Source organism: Streptomyces monticola (assembly GCF_042665355.1).
Taxonomy (GTDB): domain Bacteria; phylum Actinomycetota; class Actinomycetes; order Streptomycetales; family Streptomycetaceae; genus Streptomyces; species Streptomyces monticola.
This window is the reverse complement of the sequence record NZ_JBHTCF010000007.1, coordinates 12,555-29,615: the sequence shown is the minus strand read 5'-3', so window position 1 is coordinate 29,615 and position 17,061 is coordinate 12,555. Positions and strand designations below refer to the sequence as shown.

The following is a 17,061-nucleotide window of genomic DNA, read 5'->3' as shown; positions in this document are numbered from 1 at the left end:
GCGTGGTCTGGCGCGCTCTTGTCGCGCGGTTCCTACGGTTCCGTAACCTACGGCGACGTAAGTATGGCAGTGCTCCGCTCAGTCACAAGTGGCCCTGGAAGGGCACTGCCGGATTGCGACCTATCCTGGGTGGCGTCGGACAGCGTGGTCCGCTCTGAGTCTTCCCCGGAATCCGGGATCCTGCGCGGATCCCATACGGGTTCCCCTCCCAGTAGCGCTCAACACTGCAAGGAGCCGCACCTGTGAGCAGTGCCGACCACCAGAACAACAGCACCAGCGCCAACGCCGAGCTGCGCGCCGATATCCGGCGTCTCGGCGATCTGCTCGGCGAGACCCTCGTACGCCAGGAGGGATCCGAGCTGCTCGACCTGGTCGAGCAGGTGCGCGCACTGACCCGGGAGGACGGCGAGGCCGCCGCCCGGCTCCTCGGCGAGACCGAGCTGGAGACCGCCGCCAAGCTGGTGCGCGCCTTCGCCACCTACTTCCATCTGGCGAACGTCACCGAGCAGGTGCACCGCGGCCGTGAGCTCGCTGCCCGCCGTGACGCCGAGGGCGGCACCCTGGCCCGTACCGCCGACCTCCTCAAGGACGCGGACCCCGAGCATCTGCGCGAGACCGTCGAGCACCTCAACGTGCGCCCGGTCTTCACGGCCCACCCCACCGAGGCCGCCCGCCGCTCGGTCCTCACCAAGCTGCGCCGGATCGCCGAGCTCCTGGAATCCCCGGGCTCCGCGGCCGACCGCCGCCGCCTCGACCTGCGCCTCGCCGAGAACATCGACCTGGTCTGGCAGACCGACGAGCTGCGGGTGGTACGCCCCGAGCCCGCCGACGAGGCCCGTAACGCCATCTACTACCTGGACGAGCTGCACGCCGGCGCCGTCGGTGACGTCCTGGAGGACCTCACCGCCGAGCTGGAGCGCGTCGGCGTCGAGCTGCCGCCCGGCACCCGCCCGCTGAGCTTCGGCACCTGGATCGGCGGCGACCGCGACGGCAACCCGAACGTGACCCCCGAGGTCACCTGGGACGTGCTGATCCTGCAGCACGAGCACGGCATCACCGACGCCCTCGAACTCGTCGACCATCTGCGCGGACTGCTCTCCAACTCGATCCGGTACGCCGGCGCCACCGAAGAGCTGCGCAGCTCGCTGCAGTGCGACCTGGAGCGCCTGCCGGAGATCAGCCCCCGCTACAAGCGCCTCAACTCCGAGGAGCCCTACCGCCTCAAGGCCACCTGCATCCGGCAGAAGCTGCTCAACACCCGCGAGCGCCTCGCCAAGGGCACCCCGCACGAGCCCGGCCGTGACTACCTCGGCACCGCCGAGCTCCTGCACGACCTGACCCTGATCCAGGTGTCGCTGCGCGAGCACCGCGGCGGCCTGTTCGCCGACGGCCGGATGGACCGCACCATCCGCACCCTCGCGGCATTCGGCCTCCAGCTGGCCACCATGGACGTACGCGAGCACGCCGACGCCCATCACCACGCGCTCGGCCAGCTCTTCGACCGGCTCGGCGAGGAGTCCTGGCGGTATGCGGACATGCCGCGCGACTACCGGCAGAAGCTGCTCGCCAAGGAGCTGCGCTCACGCCGTCCGCTCGCCCCGTCGCCCGCGCCGCTCGACGCCGCGGGGGAGAAGACCCTCGGCGTCTTCGAGACCGTCAAGAAGGCCCTGACGGTCTTCGGGCCCGAGGTCATCGAGTCGTACATCATCTCCATGTGCCAGGGCGCGGACGATGTCTTCGCCGCCGCCGTGCTCGCCCGTGAGGCGGGCCTGCTCGATCTGCACGCGGGCTGGGCGAAGATCGGCATCGTGCCGCTCCTGGAGACCACGGACGAGCTGCGCGCGGCCGACGTGATCCTCGACGAGATGCTCGCCGACCCCTCGTACCGCCGCCTCGTCTCGCTGCGGGGCGATGTGCAGGAGGTCATGCTCGGCTACTCGGACTCCTCCAAGTTCGGTGGCATCACCACCTCGCAGTGGGAGATCCACCGGGCGCAGCGGCGCCTGCGTGACGTCGCGCACCGCTACGGCGTGCGCCTGCGTCTCTTCCACGGCCGCGGCGGCACCGTCGGCCGTGGCGGCGGCCCCTCGCACGACGCGATCCTCGCCCAGCCCTGGGGCACCCTGGAGGGCGAGATCAAGGTGACCGAGCAGGGCGAGGTCATCTCCGACAAGTACCTGGTGCCGTCCCTGGCCCGGGAGAACCTGGAGCTGACGGTAGCGGCGACGCTGCAGGCCTCCGCCCTGCACACCGCCCCGCGCCAGTCCGACGAGGCCCTGGCCCGCTGGGACGCCGCGATGGACGTCGTCTCCGACGCCGCGCACTCCGCGTACCGCAGGCTCGTCGAGGACCCGGACCTGCCGACGTACTTCCTCGCGTCCACGCCGGTGGACCAGCTCGCCGACCTGCACCTGGGCTCGCGGCCCGCCCGCCGCCCCGGCTCGGGCGTCTCGCTCGACGGGCTGCGGGCCATCCCGTGGGTGTTCGGCTGGACCCAGTCGCGGCAGATCGTGCCCGGCTGGTTCGGTGTCGGCTCCGGTCTGAAGGCGCTGCGCGAAGCCGGACTCGACACGGTGCTCGACGAGATGAGCGAGCACTGGCACTTCTTCCGGAACTTCATCTCCAACGTCGAGATGACGCTCGCCAAGACCGATCTGCGGATCGCCCGGCACTACGTCGACACTCTCGTGCCGGACGAGCTCAAGCATGTCTTCGACGTCATCGAGGCCGAGCACCGGCTCACGGTCGAGGAGGTGCTGCGGATCAGCGGCGGCGAGCGGCTGCTCGACTCCAACCCGGTTCTGCAGCAGACCTTCTCGATCCGGGACGCCTACCTGGACCCGATCTCATACCTCCAGGTCACCCTGCTCAAGCGCCAGCGCGACGCCGCAGCCGCGGGCGAGGAGGCGGACCCGCTGCTCGCGCGGGCCCTGCTCCTGACGGTGAACGGTGTGGCGGCGGGGCTGCGCAACACCGGCTGAGGCCTGAGCGTACGACTGTGGGCAGGCGTTCCGTACGGACGGAGCGCCTGCCCACAGCTCTGTCGCCGAGCGGGCTCAGAGGGTGGCGAAGGAGGCCACGAGCAGCGCGCCCCCGGCAAGACCGAACCCCCAGGCCACCCGGGTCAGCCGCAGCCCGCCCCCGATGACGACTCCCGCGAGGACGAGCGCACCGCCGAGCGGCACCCACGCGTGCAGAAAGCCAGGACCCCCGGTGCGTACGACATCGTGCGAACCCGGCTTGACCGCCACCGGCACCTTCGCGCCCTTGTGCTCGCCGATCGACCGGTCGATCACCACGCGCTCACGCGGCTTCGCGCCGCGTTCCGCGGGGGCGAAGGAACCCGTGCAGGTCGTGTCGTCGCAGCGGGTCACGGCCATGGTGCCCTGCTCGCGGTCCTCGGTGAGCATCACGTGCTGGGCCGTCGACCAGGACGTCCAGACCCCGGCGACGAGCAGCAGCAGGGTGAGCAGGACGGTTCCGGCACGCCGTGAGAAGAGCAGCAGACCCGGCGCGGCAGTTGCGGCAGACATGGCCGCGATCCTTGGCCACGGATGAGCGTGCGGTCAAGCTCCGGTGAAGGTCCGGGTCAGGAGTTGTAGTTGCTCTGTGCGCGCTCAAGGCCCTCGCTGACCAGGGCCTCGACCGCGTCGGCCGCCCGGTCCACGAAGTAGTCGAGCTCTTTGCGCTCGGCCCCGGAGAAGTCCTTAAGGACGAAGTCGGCGACCTGCATACGTCCCGGGGGACGCCCGATGCCGAACCGCACCCGGTGGTAGTCGGGGCCCATCGCCTTGGTCATGGACTTCAGGCCGTTGTGACCGTTGTCGCCGCCGCCGAGCTTCAGGCGCAGCGTGCCGTAGTCGATGTCCAACTCGTCATGAACGGCGACGATGTTGGCGGTCGGCACCTTGTAGAAGTCCCGCAGGGTGGTGACGGGGCCGCCGGAGAGATTCATGTACGACATCGGCTTTGCGAGGACCACACGGCGGCTGCCGGGCCCCGGCGGACCGATCCGGCCCTCGATGACCTGCGCCTGGGCCTTGCCGTGCCGCTTGAAGGCGGAGCGCATCCGCTCGGCGAGCAGGTCGGCGACCATGAACCCGACGTTGTGGCGGTTGGCGGCGTAGCCGGGCCCGGGGTTGCCGAGGCCGACGATCAGCCAGGGCGCGGTGGCGTCGGTGGTCATCTCCATGTCTCCTTTATCGCGCAATCGCCGGACGGGCTCAAAGAGCCCGTCCGGCGATCAAAGAGCCCGTCCGGCGATTGAGGACCGGGGGTCAGAGGGCGGAGCCCCCTGGTGGGTGCGAGGCTCAGGCCTCGGCACCGGCCTCGCCCTCGGCGCTCTCGGTGCCCTCGGCGGCCGGCTCCTCGGCCTGCGCGGCCAGGACCTGCAGGACGACCGCGTCGTCCTCGACGTTCAGGGTCACGCCGGAGGGCAGCGTGATGTCCTTGGCGAGCACGGCGTCACCGGCGTCCAGGCCCGCGACGGAGACCGTCACGGACTCGGGGATGTGGGTGGCCTCGGCCTCGACCGGCAGGGCGTTCAGAACGTGCTCGAGCAGGTTCTGGCCCGGGGCCAGCTCGCCCTCGGTGTGGACGGGGATGTCGACGGTGACCTTCTCGCCGCGCTTCACGAGGAGCAGGTCGACGTGCTCGAGGAAGCCCTTCAGCGGGTCGCGCTGCACGGCCTTCGGGATCGCGAGCTGGTTCTTGCCCTCGATCTCCAGGGCGAGCAGGACGTTCGGCTGGCGCAGGGCGAGCAGCAGGTCGTGGCCCGGCAGGGTGATGTGGACCGGGTCGCCACCGTGGCCGTAGAGAACGCCGGGAACCTTGCTCTCGCGGCGGATACGGCGGGCGGCGCCCTTGCCGAACTCGGTGCGGGTCTCGGCGGAGATCTTGATCTCGGACATCTGCACTCCTCGTAGTGATCGTCAGTTCTGTGGCGGGTCACCCGGCCACGACTGGCCTGCTACGAAGAGCGCGTCGATAACGGACCACCGCACACATGCGCTTGATTGAAAGCGCGTGCGGCCTCCCTCGCCGAGCAACTTCGACAGTCTACTCGGCGGGGAGGCCGCACCAGAAATCGATCTACGAATCCCTTGCGGGGGACCGCTTACTGCTCTTCGAAGAGGCTGGTGACCGAGCCGTCCTCGAAGATCTCGCGGACCGCGTTGGCGATGGTCGGGGCGATCGACAGGACCGTGATCTTGTCGAGCTCCAACTCGCTCGGCGTGGGCAGCGTGTTGGTGAAGACGAACTCGCTGACCTTGGAGTTCTTCAGACGGTCGGCCGCCGGGCCGGAGAGCACTCCGTGCGTGGCGGTCACGATGACGTCCTCGGCGCCGTGCGCGAACAGGGCGTCCGCGGCGGCGCAGATGGTGCCACCGGTGTCGATCATGTCGTCGACCAGGACACAGACCCGGCCCTCGACGTCACCCACGACCTCGTGCACGGTGACCTGGTTGGCGACGTCCTTGTCACGGCGCTTGTGCACGATGGCGAGGGGGGCGCCGAGACGGTCGCACCAGCGGTCGGCGACGCGGACGCGGCCGGCGTCGGGGGAGACGACGGTGAGCTTGTCGCGGTCCACCTTCGCGCCCACGTAGTCCGCGAGGATCGGCAGCGCGAAGAGGTGGTCGACCGGGCCGTCGAAGAAGCCGACGATCTGGTCGGTGTGCAGATCGACCGTCACGATGCGGTCGGCGCCCGAGGTCTTCATCAGGTCGGCGATCAGCTTGGCCGAGATCGGCTCGCGGCCGCGGTGCTTCTTGTCCTGCCGGGCGTAGCCGTAGAACGGCACGATCACGGTGATGCTGCGCGCGGAGGCCCGCTTGAGCGCATCGATCATGATCAGCTGTTCCATGATCCACTTATTGATGGGAGCCGTGTGGCTCTGGATCAGGAAGCAGTCGGCGCCGCGTGCCGACTCCTGGTATCGGACGTAGATCTCGCCGTTGGCGAAGTCGAAGGCCTTCGTCGGAACGACGCCGATGCCCAGCTGGTGGGCGACCTCCTCGGCCAGCTCGGGGTGGGCGCGGCCGGAGAAGAGCATCAGCTTCTTCTCGCCGGTCGTCTTGATCCCGCTCACAGCACAGTCTCCTCAGACGTGTTCAAAGCAGCCCTGATACGAGCCAGCCGATTGGTGTGCACCTATCACGGTACGCCGCCTCAGGCGCACCTGTTTCCGGTCAGCTTTCGCCGGCCGGGCTCTCCTTTTCCGGGGCAGCGGACTGAGCCGCTTTCGCAGCCGCGCTCCCCGGACGCTTGCGGGCCACCCAGCCCTCGATATTCCGCTGCTGCCCGCGGGCGACGGCGAGTGAACCGGGCGGCACATCCTTGGTGATCACCGAACCCGCCGCCGTGTAGGCGCCGTCCCCGACCGTGACAGGAGCCACAAACATGTTGTCGGAGCCGGTGCGGCAGTGCGAGCCGATCGTGGTGTGGTGCTTGTCCTTGCCGTCGTAGTTCACGAAGACGCTGGCGGCACCGATGTTGGTGTAGTCACCGATGGTGGCGTCCCCGACGTACGACAGATGCGGGACCTTGGTGCCCTCGCCGATCGTGGCGTTCTTCATCTCCACGTACGTCCCGGCCTTGGCCTTGGTGCCCAGGCGCGTGCCGGGCCGCAGATACGCGTACGGGCCGACCGTCGCCCCCTCGCCCACCTCGGCGCTGACCGCCACCGTGTTGTCGACCCGGGCGCCGGCGCCCACCGTGGTGTCCTTCAGGCGGGTGTTGGGGCCCACCTCGGCGTCCGCCGCGATGTGCGTGGCGCCGAGCAGCTGGGTGCCGGGGAGCACCACGGCGTCCGGCTCGAACGTGACGGTGACGTCGATGAAGGTGCTCGCCGGGTCGACGACCGTGACGCCGCTGAGCATGGCCTCACGAAGGAGGCGGTCATTGAGGATGCGGCGGGCCTCGGCCAGCTGCAGCCGGTTGTTGATGCCCGCGATCTCGTGGTGGTCGGCGGCGACCGAGGCGCCCACGCGGTGCCCGGCCTCGCGCAGGATGCCGAGCACGTCGGTGAGGTACTCCTCGCCCTGGCTGTTGTCCGTGCGGACCTTGCCGAGGGCGTCCGCGAGCAGCTGCCCGTCGAAGGCGAACACCCCGGAGTTGATCTCCCGGATGGCGCGCTGCGACTCGGTGGCGTCCTTGTGCTCGACGATCGCGGTGACGGCACCGGCGGCGTCGCGCACGATCCGGCCGTACCCGGTCGCGTCCGGGACCTCGGCGGTGAGCACCGTCACCGCGTTGCCGTCGGCGGAGTGCGTCGCGGCCAGGGCCTGCAGCGTGGCGCCGGTGAGCAGCGGGGTGTCACCGCAGACGACGATCACCGTGCCGTCCACCGCCCGCCCCTTGGCGAGCTCTTCGAGGCCCATGCGGACCGCGTGACCCGTGCCGTTCTGCTCCTCCTGCACCGCGGTGCGGGTGGCCGGGTCGGTCTCGGCGAGATGCGCGACGACCTGCTCGCGGGCGTGGCCGACGACGACGACGAGGTGCTCGGGCTGCAGCTCCCGTGCGGCGGCGGCGACATGGCCGACCAGCGAGCGGCCGCAGATCTCGTGCAGAACCTTGGGTGTCTTCGACTTCATGCGGGTGCCCTCACCCGCTGCGAGGACGACGACGGCGGCCGGGCGTTTGGCGCTCACGGGAATGCCCTTCGGCTTCGGATGTTTTGCGGGGTGGACATCCGCAGGATACCGGGGCGTTGTGGGGCGGAAACGTGGTCGGGTCCTGACCGGTGGTGGTCAGGACCCGAACCAAGCATGAAGCTCCCGGGGGAGGACTCGAACCCCCATGACCAGAACCAAAATCTGGCGTCTTGCCCTTAGACGACCCGGGATGGGCGCTATGTCCGATTCCCTGGGTGGGGTGCGGACGCGGCCTCTACTATGCCGTACCAGGAGCCTTCGATGCGACGGTACAGGTCGGCTCCCTGTCGCACCCTGATCGCGAGGCAGCCGTGATACCCGGTTCCTACGTTCTTGCGGACGGTGGTCGGGTTGTGCTTCTTGAGTACGGTCTTGCCCAGGTGGGATCTGTGGATTCCGACGATGTCGGCCCAGTGCTGTTCTGCGGCCGCGATGTCCGCCGATACGTGGATCATGACCCGGCAGTGCAGGCGTTCGCGCTCCACGCCCAGAAGGTCGAGCCATGCGAGGAAGACGGCGATGACGTCGGGGGCACTGTTCACGAACTCCACGACCTCGCGGCGGGTGTGTGGTTTGTCCTTGGTTCCCTCGGCCCAGTACAGGCCGACGCCCAGGAGGAAAAGCTCGCGGTCGGAGAGGTCGCCGATCTCGGCGGCTGCGGCCTCCTTGGTCGCCTCACGCTCGCGATCCCGGGTCGCATGCAGTTGAGCCAGCCCTGCGTTCATCCGTTCCCGCTGCTCCTCGGGCGTGCAGCGGGGCTCCGGCGCGGGCAGATCGCGTACCCATAGGGAAACGGAACTCTTCGAGCAGCCCAACTCGGCCTGGATCTCCTGGTATGTGCAGCCTTGGCGACGCAGCTCCCGTGCCTGTTCGCGAACGGCGTCCTTCGCTCTCGGGCGCCTGGTCCACTCGGCCGGAGGCTCGCCGCGTACGAGTCGGCTCAGTGTCTCGTTGTTGCGCACGTCGAGGGCGTCGGCGATCTGGCGGAGGCTGTACCCGGCCCGGCGCAGCCGGATCGCCTGTTCTCTGAGGCCTTCGAAGTCGGCGTACTTGCCTGTGATCTCGCTCATGGGGCGAGCCTCGTCCGGAATGCGGACTTCCGGCTCGAAAGTGCGCCCGATTCAATAATTCGGGCGGTAGCGGAGAGTTTCGCTTCCGCTCGAACGGCGCGCGTGCCAGTGGCTGTCCCGGAAACTCACCGGAGAAGCCGGGCTCCCGGCCCGTACGCTGGAAGGCATGACCACGACGGGGGCAGAGCACCAGAGGACGGCCGGGGGGCCGTGGTGGTGGGAGCGGCGCCGTGGCGCCGTACTGGACATAGGACTCGGCCTGGTATCGGCCGTGGAGTGCGCGGCCGAGGGCGTCGCCTTCGCCGACAAGGCCCGCCTGCCGATCGCGGTCGGCGTCGTCTTCGGCCTGCTCGTCGGCTCCGTCCTCGTGCTGCGACGGCGCTGGCCGATCGCTGTCGTCCTGGTGTCGATCGGTGTGACGCCCGCGAGTATGGGCTTCCTGCTGACCGTCGTCGGGCTCTACACCCTGGCCGCGTCCGATGTGCCGCGGCGGATCACCGGCGCCCTGGCCGGGATGTCGCTCGCGGGCACGATGATCGTGACCTTCATCCGCTCCCAGCAGGACATGGCGCAGGGCAACATCGAACTGGGCGAGTGGTTCGTGCCGTTCGTCGCCGTCACGGCCTCGCTCGGCGTGACCGCGCCTCCCCTTCTTCTCGGGCTCTACGTCGGTGCCAGGCGCCGCCTCATGGAGTCGCTGCGGGAGCGCGCCGACTCCCTGGAGCGGGAGCTGCAGCTGCTCGCCGAACGCGCGGAGGAGCGGGCCGAGTGGGCGCGGAACGAGGAGCGCACCCGGATCGCCCGTGACATGCACGACGTCGTCGCGCACCGGGTGAGCCTGATGGTCGTGCACGCGGCGGCGCTGCAGGCGGTGGCCCGCAAGGACCCGGAGAAGGCCGTCAAGAACGCGGCGCTCGTCGGCGACATGGGGCGCCAGGCGCTGACCGAGCTGCGCGAGATGCTCGGTGTCCTGCGGACCACGGAGACGACCGCCGCCGCCCCCGCGACCGCGCCCGGGTCCGAGCCGGTGACCGCGGCGCCCGTGCCGCTCGCCGCGGTCGGTGTCGCGGCCGCCGCTGCCGCCTCCCGCGCGGAGGCCGATGACGGCCCCTGCCTCGATGACCTGGAGGAGCTGGTCGGGCAGTCGCGGAGCGCCGGCATGGCCGTGGACCTGTCCGTGGACGGGGTGCCCGGCAGCTATCCGGCTCAGGTCGAGCAGACCGCGTACCGCGTGATCCAGGAGGGCCTGACCAATGTGCACAAGCACGCGTCGGGCGCCAAGACCCATGTGCGTCTGGCCCACCGGGGCGGCGAGGTCGCGATGCAGGTCGAGAACGAACCTCCGCCGGAGGGTGGCAGCGACGACGCCCGGCTGCCGAGCGGCGGCAACGGCCTGGTCGGCATGAAGGAACGTGTCAGCGCGCTCGGCGGCGCGTTCGTCTCGGGGCCCACGGACGGGGGCGGGTTCCGGGTGTCCGCGGTGATTCCTGCCCGGGGGTGATGGGTTGGCGGGTCGCGGTCACGTTCGGCCGCACTGTCGTCCTGCGCACCGTCACATCGCCCTGCGGGCTCGTCCTCAAACGCCGGACGGGCTGGAGAAGGCAAGCCGCACTGGCTGGATACCCGAGACCAGGGTCTCCAGAGCCGCGTCGATATCCGTGCCCAAGTACCAGTCCCCGGAGTGGTCGAGGCTGTAGATCCGGCCTTCCGCGTCGACGGCCAGGACCGCCTGGCTCTCGGTCTCCTCGCCGAGCGGGCACATCTCCGTGTCCAGGGCGCGGCCCAGATCGCCGAGGGTGCGGGCCATGTGCAGACCGCACAGCGGGTCGAAGCGCACCGTCACCGGTGCGATCTGCCGCCCGGGCCCGGCGGGCGCCACGGTCAGGCCGCCGAACTCGGCCCACACCTCGACCGCCGCGGGGAACACGGTGTGCCGGTGCCCGGCCGGCGAGGTGTGCTCACGCAGCGCGTCGGCCCACTGCTCGGCCTGCTTGATGTCCCAGCGGCCCGGCTGCCAGCCGGACTCGCGCAGCGCGGCGTCGACGGTGACGGGGAAACGGGTCGTGGAGGTGCGCCCGGCGGCGCGGTCGGCAGTGGGCATCAGCTTTGCCCCTCACCGGGGTTGACGACACGTACCCCGAAGTGGGCGGTCAGCGCGGTGCAGGAGCGGCAGGGCGCGGCGAAGGCGCCGTGCAGTGGGTCGCCAGCTTCGCGGATCCGCCGGGTGGTCAGCTTGGCGTGCTTGAGGGCCTTGCGGGCCTCGCTCGGAGTGAGCGGTTTGCGCTGGGCTCTCTTGGAGCGGCTCGCCTCGACCGTCGTGAGATGCCGGGACAGCAGGAGTGCCTCGGGACATCGGCCGGTGAAGCGCTCGCGCTGGCCGCTGGTCAACGTATCGAGGAAGTCCTGCACGAGCGGGTGCAGCTCGGGGGCGGTGTCGCCGCGGCCCGCGGTGGAGGTGAGGGTTTCGCCGCGTACGGACAGCGCGGCGGCGACCGTCGGCAGGATGCCGTCACGGCGGTGGCGGAGCACGGGTGGAAGGGCGGCTTCGGCGCTGCTCCAGCTGAGCCGTGGATCGCCCGCGGTGTGCTGTTGTGCGGTGTGCATGGTGGTACGTCCCCTCCCGTGCCGCGGCGGTGACCGCTTCAGGCACTGCCAGCACTCCCCCGAGTGCGGGGACAGCCTGCCAAATGGGGCGCCTGGTGCGGAAGCTGGGGCTGTGTGTGTTGTGTCGTTTTCGTCTCACCGTCACGGGCGGGTGACCGCTGGTCACGGAACCGGAGGCCCGGTGACCGGTGGTGCGCCAGCGCTTAGGCTGTGCCTTGCCGGCCGTGATGCGCCGGCCACGCAGCACCAAGCAGGGGGCAACCGCCATGACGACAGGTCGGCTCGGGCAGCAAGCCGCGCCGCCGAACGCGGCCTACGCCGGGCAGCTCGTGCACTTCCCGGACCCGGTCCGGGCCGCCCGCCACCCCAGAGGTGTGCGCGTGGACAGCGACGGCTACCCGGTCTTCACGCCCTACGCGCGCGCGGCGGCCGAGATCGCGGAGCCGCCCGAGGGCTTCGGCGTGGACGAGCTGCGGCTCACGGACTACGTGTCGGCGAACGCCGCGCTCGCGGCCGATGGGCACGAGCTGTGGGACACCATCCCCGCCGTCGCGACGCCGCACGGCTGGACCTGGCACCACGTCGCCGGTACCCGCCGGCTCGAACTCGTCCCGGTCGAGGTCAAGGCGCTCCTGCGGCACCACGGCGGCATCGCGACGTCCACCGTCGACCAGCACAAGCGAGGCACGCGCCCGCTGCAGGAGACCCGCCCCGCGCACTTCGGGCTGCCCAAGGCGACGCTCGCCGTGACCGAGCAGCAGCTGCTCGGCATAGAGGAGGACCTGGGCTACCGCCTGCCGGGCGCCTACCGCGCGTTCCTCAAGGCGGCGGGCGGCTGCGCACCCGTAGGGGCGGCCCTGGACGCCGAGTTGGGGCTCCTGGTGGACCAGCCGTTCCTCACGGTGCGCGACGAGGCCGCGGTCAACGACCTCTTCTATGTGAACAAATGTCTGCGCGACCACCTCACGAAGGACTACCTGGGAGTGGCCTTCGCGCAGGGCGGCATCATCGCGGTGAAGGTCAGGGGCGAGCGTCTCGGCTCGGTCTGGTTCTGCGCGTACGACGACGCCCGTGATCATGACGCGATGACGATAGAGGAGCGCGTGGAGCGTCTCCTGCTGCCCTGCGGCGAGGACTTCGACGCGTTCCTGGCCCGGCTCGCCGGCAATCCGCCGGAACTGGAGACCGTGGCGAACCTGATGGTGGACGGCGGCTTCGCGCGTGCCGTTCCGCTGTCCTCGGTGGGGGAGTGAACTGGCGATGGTGACCTTCGCGCAGGCGCAGGAGCGCGCCGAGGAGTGGATCAACGGCGACGTGCCCGCGTACCAGCACCGCGAGGTGCGGGTGCGGGAGTTCGACCTGGGCTTCGTCGTCTGGGCCGAGGACCGCGAGGGGGGCGCGCGTGCCGACGGCGGCAGGCAGCGCCTCGTCATCGCCCGTGACAGCGGCGAGGCCACCCTCTGGCCCGGACTGCCCGTGGGCGAGGTGATCCGGCGGTACGAAGAGGACTACGGCGTCGTGGCGCCCGCGCCCGCCCAGACCCAGGAGCGGGTGGACCTGAACCAGACGTCGTTCCTGCTGAGCCCGCCGGAGTGGCTGCAGGACGCGGCGGACCAACTGGGCCTGTCCGACCGGCGTTCCGAGGGCGCGGCGTCGTCGTCGACGGCCACGTCGGGCGGCTCGGCCCTCTCGTCCGAGCCGGTGGTGAGCGAGGCTCCGGGAGCCGGGCCCGCGGCCGGGTCCGCCTGGCCGGGCGCGGGTGGCGGCGACGACGTGGGGGCAGTGGAGCGGAGTGCGCCGCAGGACGTGTCCGCGGCGGCACCCGCGGGTGCCACGCCCTGGGCCGGTACGGACACCAACGCGGACGGCGACGACCGCTCGGTGCCGCCGCCCGCCACGGTGTTCGCGCCACCGCTGTCCGGCTCCGACGATGACGACACTCCGCCTGCGGTGGCCCCGGACGCCAAGACGGCCCTGATGCGGGGCGGCAGCCAGCTGCCGCCCACGGCGGTGGCCCCGGCCCCGGAGTTCGAGGGGGAGTCGCAGCCGCAGTCGCAGCCGCCGGAGGGGGCAGCCACGCCTGCTGCTCCTGCCGCTCCGCCCGCGCCCGCTGTTCCTGCGGCGCCCGGGGTTCCGGGGGCGCCAAGTGCCCCTGCGGGTCCGGGTGTTCCTGGTGCTCCGGGTGTTCCTGGTGCTTCGGGTGTTCCTGGTGTTCCTGGTGCTCCGGGCGGGCTCGATGCTCCTGGTGGTTCGGCGTACGGGTACCCCCAGGCGCCGGCCGCGCCCGCGGCTCCGCCGCAGGCTCCCGGTGCGCCGGGTGCGCCCGTCGGTGACGGGGGTACGGGTGGGCTCATGCCGCCCGGTACCGCCGACGCCGAGCTGGAGCGAGAGGGGAAGGACGCGCCGCCCGCCTCGGGCCCGGGTGCGCCCGGGACCCCGGCCGGTGGGTACGTACCGACGCAGCTTGTCTCCTCGCTCGGCCCCGACGGACCGCAGCCTCCGGGCCCGCCCGCGCCGCCCGGACCGCCGTCCGGCGGCAGCGACGGCGGCGGTGTGCACCAGGCGGCGACGATGCTGGCCGACCCGAGCATGGGCGGCGGCCCCGGTGCGCCGCAGCCGCCCGGCCCTCCCGGCCCGCCGAGTGCGCCTGGTGCGCCTGGTGCGCCTGGTGCTCCGCAGCCTCCCGGCCCTCCCGGTGCGCCTGGGGCGCCCGGCGCTCCGCAGCCGCCCGGTCCGCCCGGTCCGCCTGGGCCCCCCGGTCCTCCCGGTGCGCCCCCCGGCGGTGTGCATCACGCGGCGACGATGCTGGCCGACCCGAGCATGGGCGGCGGCCCCGGTGCCCCGCAGCCTCCCGGCCCGCCCGGTGCTCCGGGTGCTCCCGGTGCCCCGCAGCCTCCCGGCCCGCCCGGTGCTCCGGGTGCCCCGCAGCCTCCCGGCCCTCCGGGCCCCCCTGGTGCGCCCGGTACTCCGCCGCCCGGTGGCCCCGGTGCCCCCGGCGAGGGCGTGCACCATGCCGCAACCATGCTGGCAGGGCCCGCAGTTGGGGGCCCCGGCCCCGCGGGCCCCGGTGCGCCGCAGCCGCCCGGACCGCCGCCCGGTGCTCCGCAGCCGCCGCCCGCTCAGCCGGGACCGGGGCAGCCCGGACCGTCCGGACAGCCTCCGGCGTACGGCTATCCGCAGCCGCCCACCGGTCAGCCGACCGTCGGCCCCGGCTACCAGGCCGTGCTGCGCTATCGGGCGCAGGACGGGTCCGAGCAGCAGCTCATCCGCCGCTCGGCGCCCGGAACGCCGCACCCGGAGTGGCAGATCCTGCACGAGCTGCGCGGCATGAACGTGCCGCCGCCGCAGGTGCTCGAACTCCACACGGAGCTGGAGTCCTGCGAGCTGCCCGGTGCGTACTGCGCGCGCATGATCCGTGAGACCTGGCCGCAGGCACGCATCACCTCGATCACGCCGTACGGCAAGGACCACGCGTCGCGTCAGCAGGGCATGCAGCAACTGCTCGCTCATCAGGGTGAGTTGCACCAGGTGGCAGACGGCCCCGCGCGGCCCGCGCCGGTGCGGGCGCCGCTGCAGCCGGTGCAGCCCGCGCCGCCGGTTCCGCCGGAGGGTGTGGCGCAGGAGCTGGCCGGGGCGTTCGGGCCGCAGGGGATCTTCCGCTTCGACCAGCGCGCGGTGTCGCGTCAGGGTGTACCCGACGTGGTCGCGCACACGCTGGTGTGGGCGGGGCTCCCGGTGGACTTCAACCCGTTCTTCTGGGCGCAGGCGCAGCCGGGCCGTCCCGTGCCGACGCTCGCCGAGCTGGCGCAGGAGCGGCAGGTGCAGCCGGCCTCGGACGCGGGCTCGTATCTCGTCATGGGCAGCGACTTCGGGCGCGCGATCTGTGTGCAGTACGGCACGGCGAACATCGTGGCCGTACCGGTCGAGGCCGGGCCCGGCGGTGCTCCGGTGCCGCCGCAGTTCGTCAACACCGGGCTGCCGGAGTTCGTCCGCTGCCTGGCGCTGCTCGGCCGGATGTGGCGGCTGCGGTACGGGCTCAACCAGGAGCAGGCGGGCCGCTGGACCGTCGACTTCCAGCAGCAGCTGGCCGCGCTGGACGCCGCCGCTCTGGGGTCGCCGGAGAGCTGGTGGTCGGTGCTGCTCGAGCAGATGTGGGACGGCTTGCTGTAGCCCCTTCCGCCGCTGTAGTCCCTTCCGGCTTACGCTGCCAAGGCGCCGGGTGCCCCCTGCATGGGTGGGCACCCGGCGCTTGCCGTTCCGGGCGCCGGGGCGCCGGTGATCGTTCGTCGGTCGTTCGTCGGTCGTTCGTCGGTCGTCCGGGAACCGAATTCCGAGTTCGCCCACTTTTGCCGCATCCTTGACCACGTGGATGGGCGGAGTGTCGCGTTATGGGCGCTTCGGTGTGATCCACCAAGATGTGCGCCGAACCGCGTTGCACGGGCGAGAGGGGATTTCAGGATGAGTGCACCGACGTCACCCCACGGCTTCGCCGTCGTGCGGGGCCGGGGTTACCGGCCCGAGCAGGTGGAGGCCTACGCCGACCGAGTCTCCACCGACCGCGACACCGCATGGGAGCGTGCGGCCCGTCTCACCGTGCTCGCCAAGGAGATGGAGGCCGAGGTCGGCCGGCTCGGCGAGGCCGTCGCCCGGCTCGCCCCGCAGACGTACGAGACGCTCGGCGAACGCGCCCAGCTGCTGCTCGCGACCGTGCAGGAAGAGGCCGACGACGTGCTCGCCGCCGGGCACGCGGACGCGCAGCGGGCGCACGAGGAGGCGGCGGCGTACGCCAAGGAGCTTGAGGAGGCCGCGCGTGCGTACGCGGACTCCGTGCGCGGTGAGGCGGAGGAGCGGGCGAGGAAGCTGCTGCTCGCCGCGCAGGGCGAGGCCGACGAGGCGCGGGTCGCGGCCCGGCGCGAGGTCAAGGAGGTGCGGGGCGAGGCGCTCGCCGCCCTGCGCGAGACCCGGCAGCGCAGCGAGAGCATGCTGGCGGAACTCGGCGAGGAGCAGGCCGAGCGCTGGGAGGCGGAGGAGCGCCGGGCGGCCGGACGCGTGGCCGAGGCGGACGCCAGGGAGGCCGAGCTCACCGCTGCCGCGGAGGCCCGTCTCTCCGAGGCCAAGCGCGCCTTCGCCGAGACCGAGGAGGCGGCCAGGCACGGCCAGGAGGACGCCGAGGCGCGCGGCGCCGAAGTGGTGGCCCAGGCGCGGATGCGGGTCGAGCGCGTGGAACGGGAGACCGAGCGGGTGCTGCGTGAGCACACCGAGGCCCGCGAGGAGCTGCAGGCCCACATGGACCATGTGCGCAGCAGCCTCGCGAGCCTCACGGGCCGGCCGGCCCCGGAGGAGAGCGGCGGCACGGTACCGGGCCCGTCCTCGGGCGCCGACTCCTGACGTCAACTCGCCTGTGTCCAGGGCTGCTTACCGGGTGTTGTTGCCGGTGCCGCAGTCGGGGCTGCTCATCGTGTGCCCCGGTTCGCGCCCGCCAGGATCCAGCCCTCTACGGCTTCGTACTGGTGGCGTTGTTCGCTCTGTGTGCGGCGGCCGCTGAGGATCGTGTCCAGTCAGCCGGGCAGGTTGCCGAGTGGGATGGAGGCGATGGGCGCCGGTTCCTGACGTCAACTCGCCTGTGTCCAGGGCTGCTTACCGGGTGTTGTTGCCGGTGCCGCAGTCGGGGCTGCTCATCGTGTGCCCCGGTTCGCGCCCGCCAGGATCCAGCCCTCTACGGCTTCGTACTG

Annotated in this window: 13 protein-coding genes and 1 tRNA gene; 5 read left to right on the top strand and 9 right to left on the bottom strand. The window is 71.6% G+C overall.

Annotated elements, in window-relative coordinates:
- Positions 1 to 242 precede the first annotated feature (242 nt).
- Positions 243 to 2,981 carry a phosphoenolpyruvate carboxylase gene (ppc, locus tag ACFQVC_RS18200; protein ID WP_381831508.1) on the top strand — a complete coding sequence of 913 codons (2,739 nt, stop codon included), beginning with the start codon at positions 243 to 245 and terminating at the stop codon, positions 2,979 to 2,981.
- Between the two features lie 75 nt (positions 2,982 to 3,056).
- On the opposite strand, the gene ACFQVC_RS18195 is transcribed toward ppc, so the two are convergent.
- The 7 genes from ACFQVC_RS18195 to ACFQVC_RS18165 form a co-directional block, all read right to left on the bottom strand.
- Positions 3,057 to 3,533: a hypothetical protein gene (locus ACFQVC_RS18195; protein WP_381831507.1), complete on the bottom strand. Its 477-nt coding sequence runs from the start codon at positions 3,531 to 3,533 to the stop codon at positions 3,057 to 3,059.
- Between the two features lie 56 nt (positions 3,534 to 3,589).
- Complete coding sequence (gene pth, locus ACFQVC_RS18190; protein WP_381831506.1) at positions 3,590 to 4,192, bottom strand: aminoacyl-tRNA hydrolase; 603 nt, start codon at positions 4,190 to 4,192, stop codon at positions 3,590 to 3,592.
- 118 nt (positions 4,193 to 4,310) lie between these two features.
- Positions 4,311 to 4,910 (bottom strand): 50S ribosomal protein L25/general stress protein Ctc, encoded by a 600-nt coding sequence (locus ACFQVC_RS18185; protein WP_381831505.1) that lies wholly within the window; start codon positions 4,908 to 4,910, stop codon positions 4,311 to 4,313.
- A 206-nt stretch (positions 4,911 to 5,116) separates the two neighbouring features.
- Positions 5,117 to 6,091 (bottom strand): ribose-phosphate diphosphokinase, encoded by a 975-nt coding sequence (locus tag ACFQVC_RS18180; protein WP_381831504.1) that lies wholly within the window; start codon positions 6,089 to 6,091, stop codon positions 5,117 to 5,119.
- A 100-nt stretch (positions 6,092 to 6,191) separates the two neighbouring features.
- Positions 6,192 to 7,652 (bottom strand): bifunctional UDP-N-acetylglucosamine diphosphorylase/glucosamine-1-phosphate N-acetyltransferase GlmU, encoded by a 1,461-nt coding sequence (gene glmU / locus ACFQVC_RS18175; RefSeq protein ID WP_381831503.1) that lies wholly within the window; start codon positions 7,650 to 7,652, stop codon positions 6,192 to 6,194.
- A gap of 123 nt (positions 7,653 to 7,775) precedes the next feature.
- Positions 7,776 to 7,846, bottom strand: a tRNA-Gln gene (locus ACFQVC_RS18170).
- A 6-nt stretch (positions 7,847 to 7,852) separates the two neighbouring features.
- Positions 7,853 to 8,725: a hypothetical protein gene (locus tag ACFQVC_RS18165; protein WP_381831502.1), complete on the bottom strand. Its 873-nt coding sequence runs from the start codon at positions 8,723 to 8,725 to the stop codon at positions 7,853 to 7,855.
- Positions 8,726 to 8,891: 166 nt separating this feature from the next.
- Between ACFQVC_RS18165 and ACFQVC_RS18160 the strand changes: the two genes are divergently transcribed.
- Positions 8,892 to 10,226: a sensor histidine kinase gene (locus ACFQVC_RS18160; RefSeq protein WP_381831501.1), complete on the top strand. Its 1,335-nt coding sequence runs from the start codon at positions 8,892 to 8,894 to the stop codon at positions 10,224 to 10,226.
- A gap of 75 nt (positions 10,227 to 10,301) precedes the next feature.
- Here ACFQVC_RS18160 and ACFQVC_RS18155 read toward each other — a convergent pair whose 3' ends face one another.
- Both ACFQVC_RS18155 and ACFQVC_RS18150 read right to left on the bottom strand, forming a co-directional pair.
- Positions 10,302 to 10,826 (bottom strand): SUKH-3 domain-containing protein, encoded by a 525-nt coding sequence (locus ACFQVC_RS18155; protein WP_381831500.1) that lies wholly within the window; start codon positions 10,824 to 10,826, stop codon positions 10,302 to 10,304.
- Positions 10,826 to 11,329: a YwqJ-related putative deaminase gene (locus ACFQVC_RS18150; RefSeq protein ID WP_381831499.1), complete on the bottom strand. Its 504-nt coding sequence runs from the start codon at positions 11,327 to 11,329 to the stop codon at positions 10,826 to 10,828. Before ACFQVC_RS18150 ends, ACFQVC_RS18155 begins: the two co-directional genes overlap by 1 nt.
- Before the next feature lie 266 nt (positions 11,330 to 11,595).
- Between ACFQVC_RS18150 and ACFQVC_RS18145 the strand changes: the two genes are divergently transcribed.
- From ACFQVC_RS18145 to ACFQVC_RS18135, 3 genes are all read left to right on the top strand, one after another.
- The gene (locus tag ACFQVC_RS18145; RefSeq protein ID WP_381831498.1) at positions 11,596 to 12,582 is read left to right on the top strand and encodes an SMI1/KNR4 family protein; all 987 of its coding nucleotides are present in this window, start codon (positions 11,596 to 11,598) and stop codon (positions 12,580 to 12,582) included.
- Between the two features lie 7 nt (positions 12,583 to 12,589).
- A complete protein-coding gene (locus ACFQVC_RS18140; RefSeq protein ID WP_381831497.1) occupies positions 12,590 to 15,499 on the top strand; it encodes an SUKH-4 family immunity protein in 2,910 nt (969 codons plus the stop codon).
- Between the two features lie 288 nt (positions 15,500 to 15,787).
- Entirely contained in the window at positions 15,788 to 16,717 is a 930-nt protein-coding gene (locus ACFQVC_RS18135) for a coiled-coil domain-containing protein (protein WP_381831496.1), read from the top strand.
- Positions 16,718 to 17,061 lie beyond the last annotated feature (344 nt).

Bases quoted from the DNA above. Each gene is read 5' to 3' on its own strand.
- ACFQVC_RS18195 (WP_381831507.1), bottom strand. From the start codon at position 3,533: ATGTCTGCCGCAACTGCCGCGCCGGGTCTGCTGCTCTTCTCACGGCGT.
- pth (WP_381831506.1), bottom strand. From the start codon at position 4,192: ATGGAGATGACCACCGACGCCACCGCGCCCTGGCTGATCGTCGGCCTC.
- ACFQVC_RS18185 (WP_381831505.1), bottom strand. From the start codon at position 4,910: ATGTCCGAGATCAAGATCTCCGCCGAGACCCGCACCGAGTTCGGCAAG.
- ACFQVC_RS18165 (WP_381831502.1), bottom strand. From the start codon at position 8,725: ATGAGCGAGATCACAGGCAAGTACGCCGACTTCGAAGGCCTCAGAGAA.
- ACFQVC_RS18160 (WP_381831501.1), top strand. From the start codon at position 8,892: ATGACCACGACGGGGGCAGAGCACCAGAGGACGGCCGGGGGGCCGTGG.
- ACFQVC_RS18155 (WP_381831500.1), bottom strand. From the start codon at position 10,826: ATGCCCACTGCCGACCGCGCCGCCGGGCGCACCTCCACGACCCGTTTC.
- ACFQVC_RS18150 (WP_381831499.1), bottom strand. From the start codon at position 11,329: ATGCACACCGCACAACAGCACACCGCGGGCGATCCACGGCTCAGCTGG.
- ACFQVC_RS18145 (WP_381831498.1), top strand. From the start codon at position 11,596: ATGACGACAGGTCGGCTCGGGCAGCAAGCCGCGCCGCCGAACGCGGCC.
- ACFQVC_RS18140 (WP_381831497.1), top strand. From the start codon at position 12,590: ATGGTGACCTTCGCGCAGGCGCAGGAGCGCGCCGAGGAGTGGATCAAC.
- ACFQVC_RS18135 (WP_381831496.1), top strand. From the start codon at position 15,788: ATGAGTGCACCGACGTCACCCCACGGCTTCGCCGTCGTGCGGGGCCGG.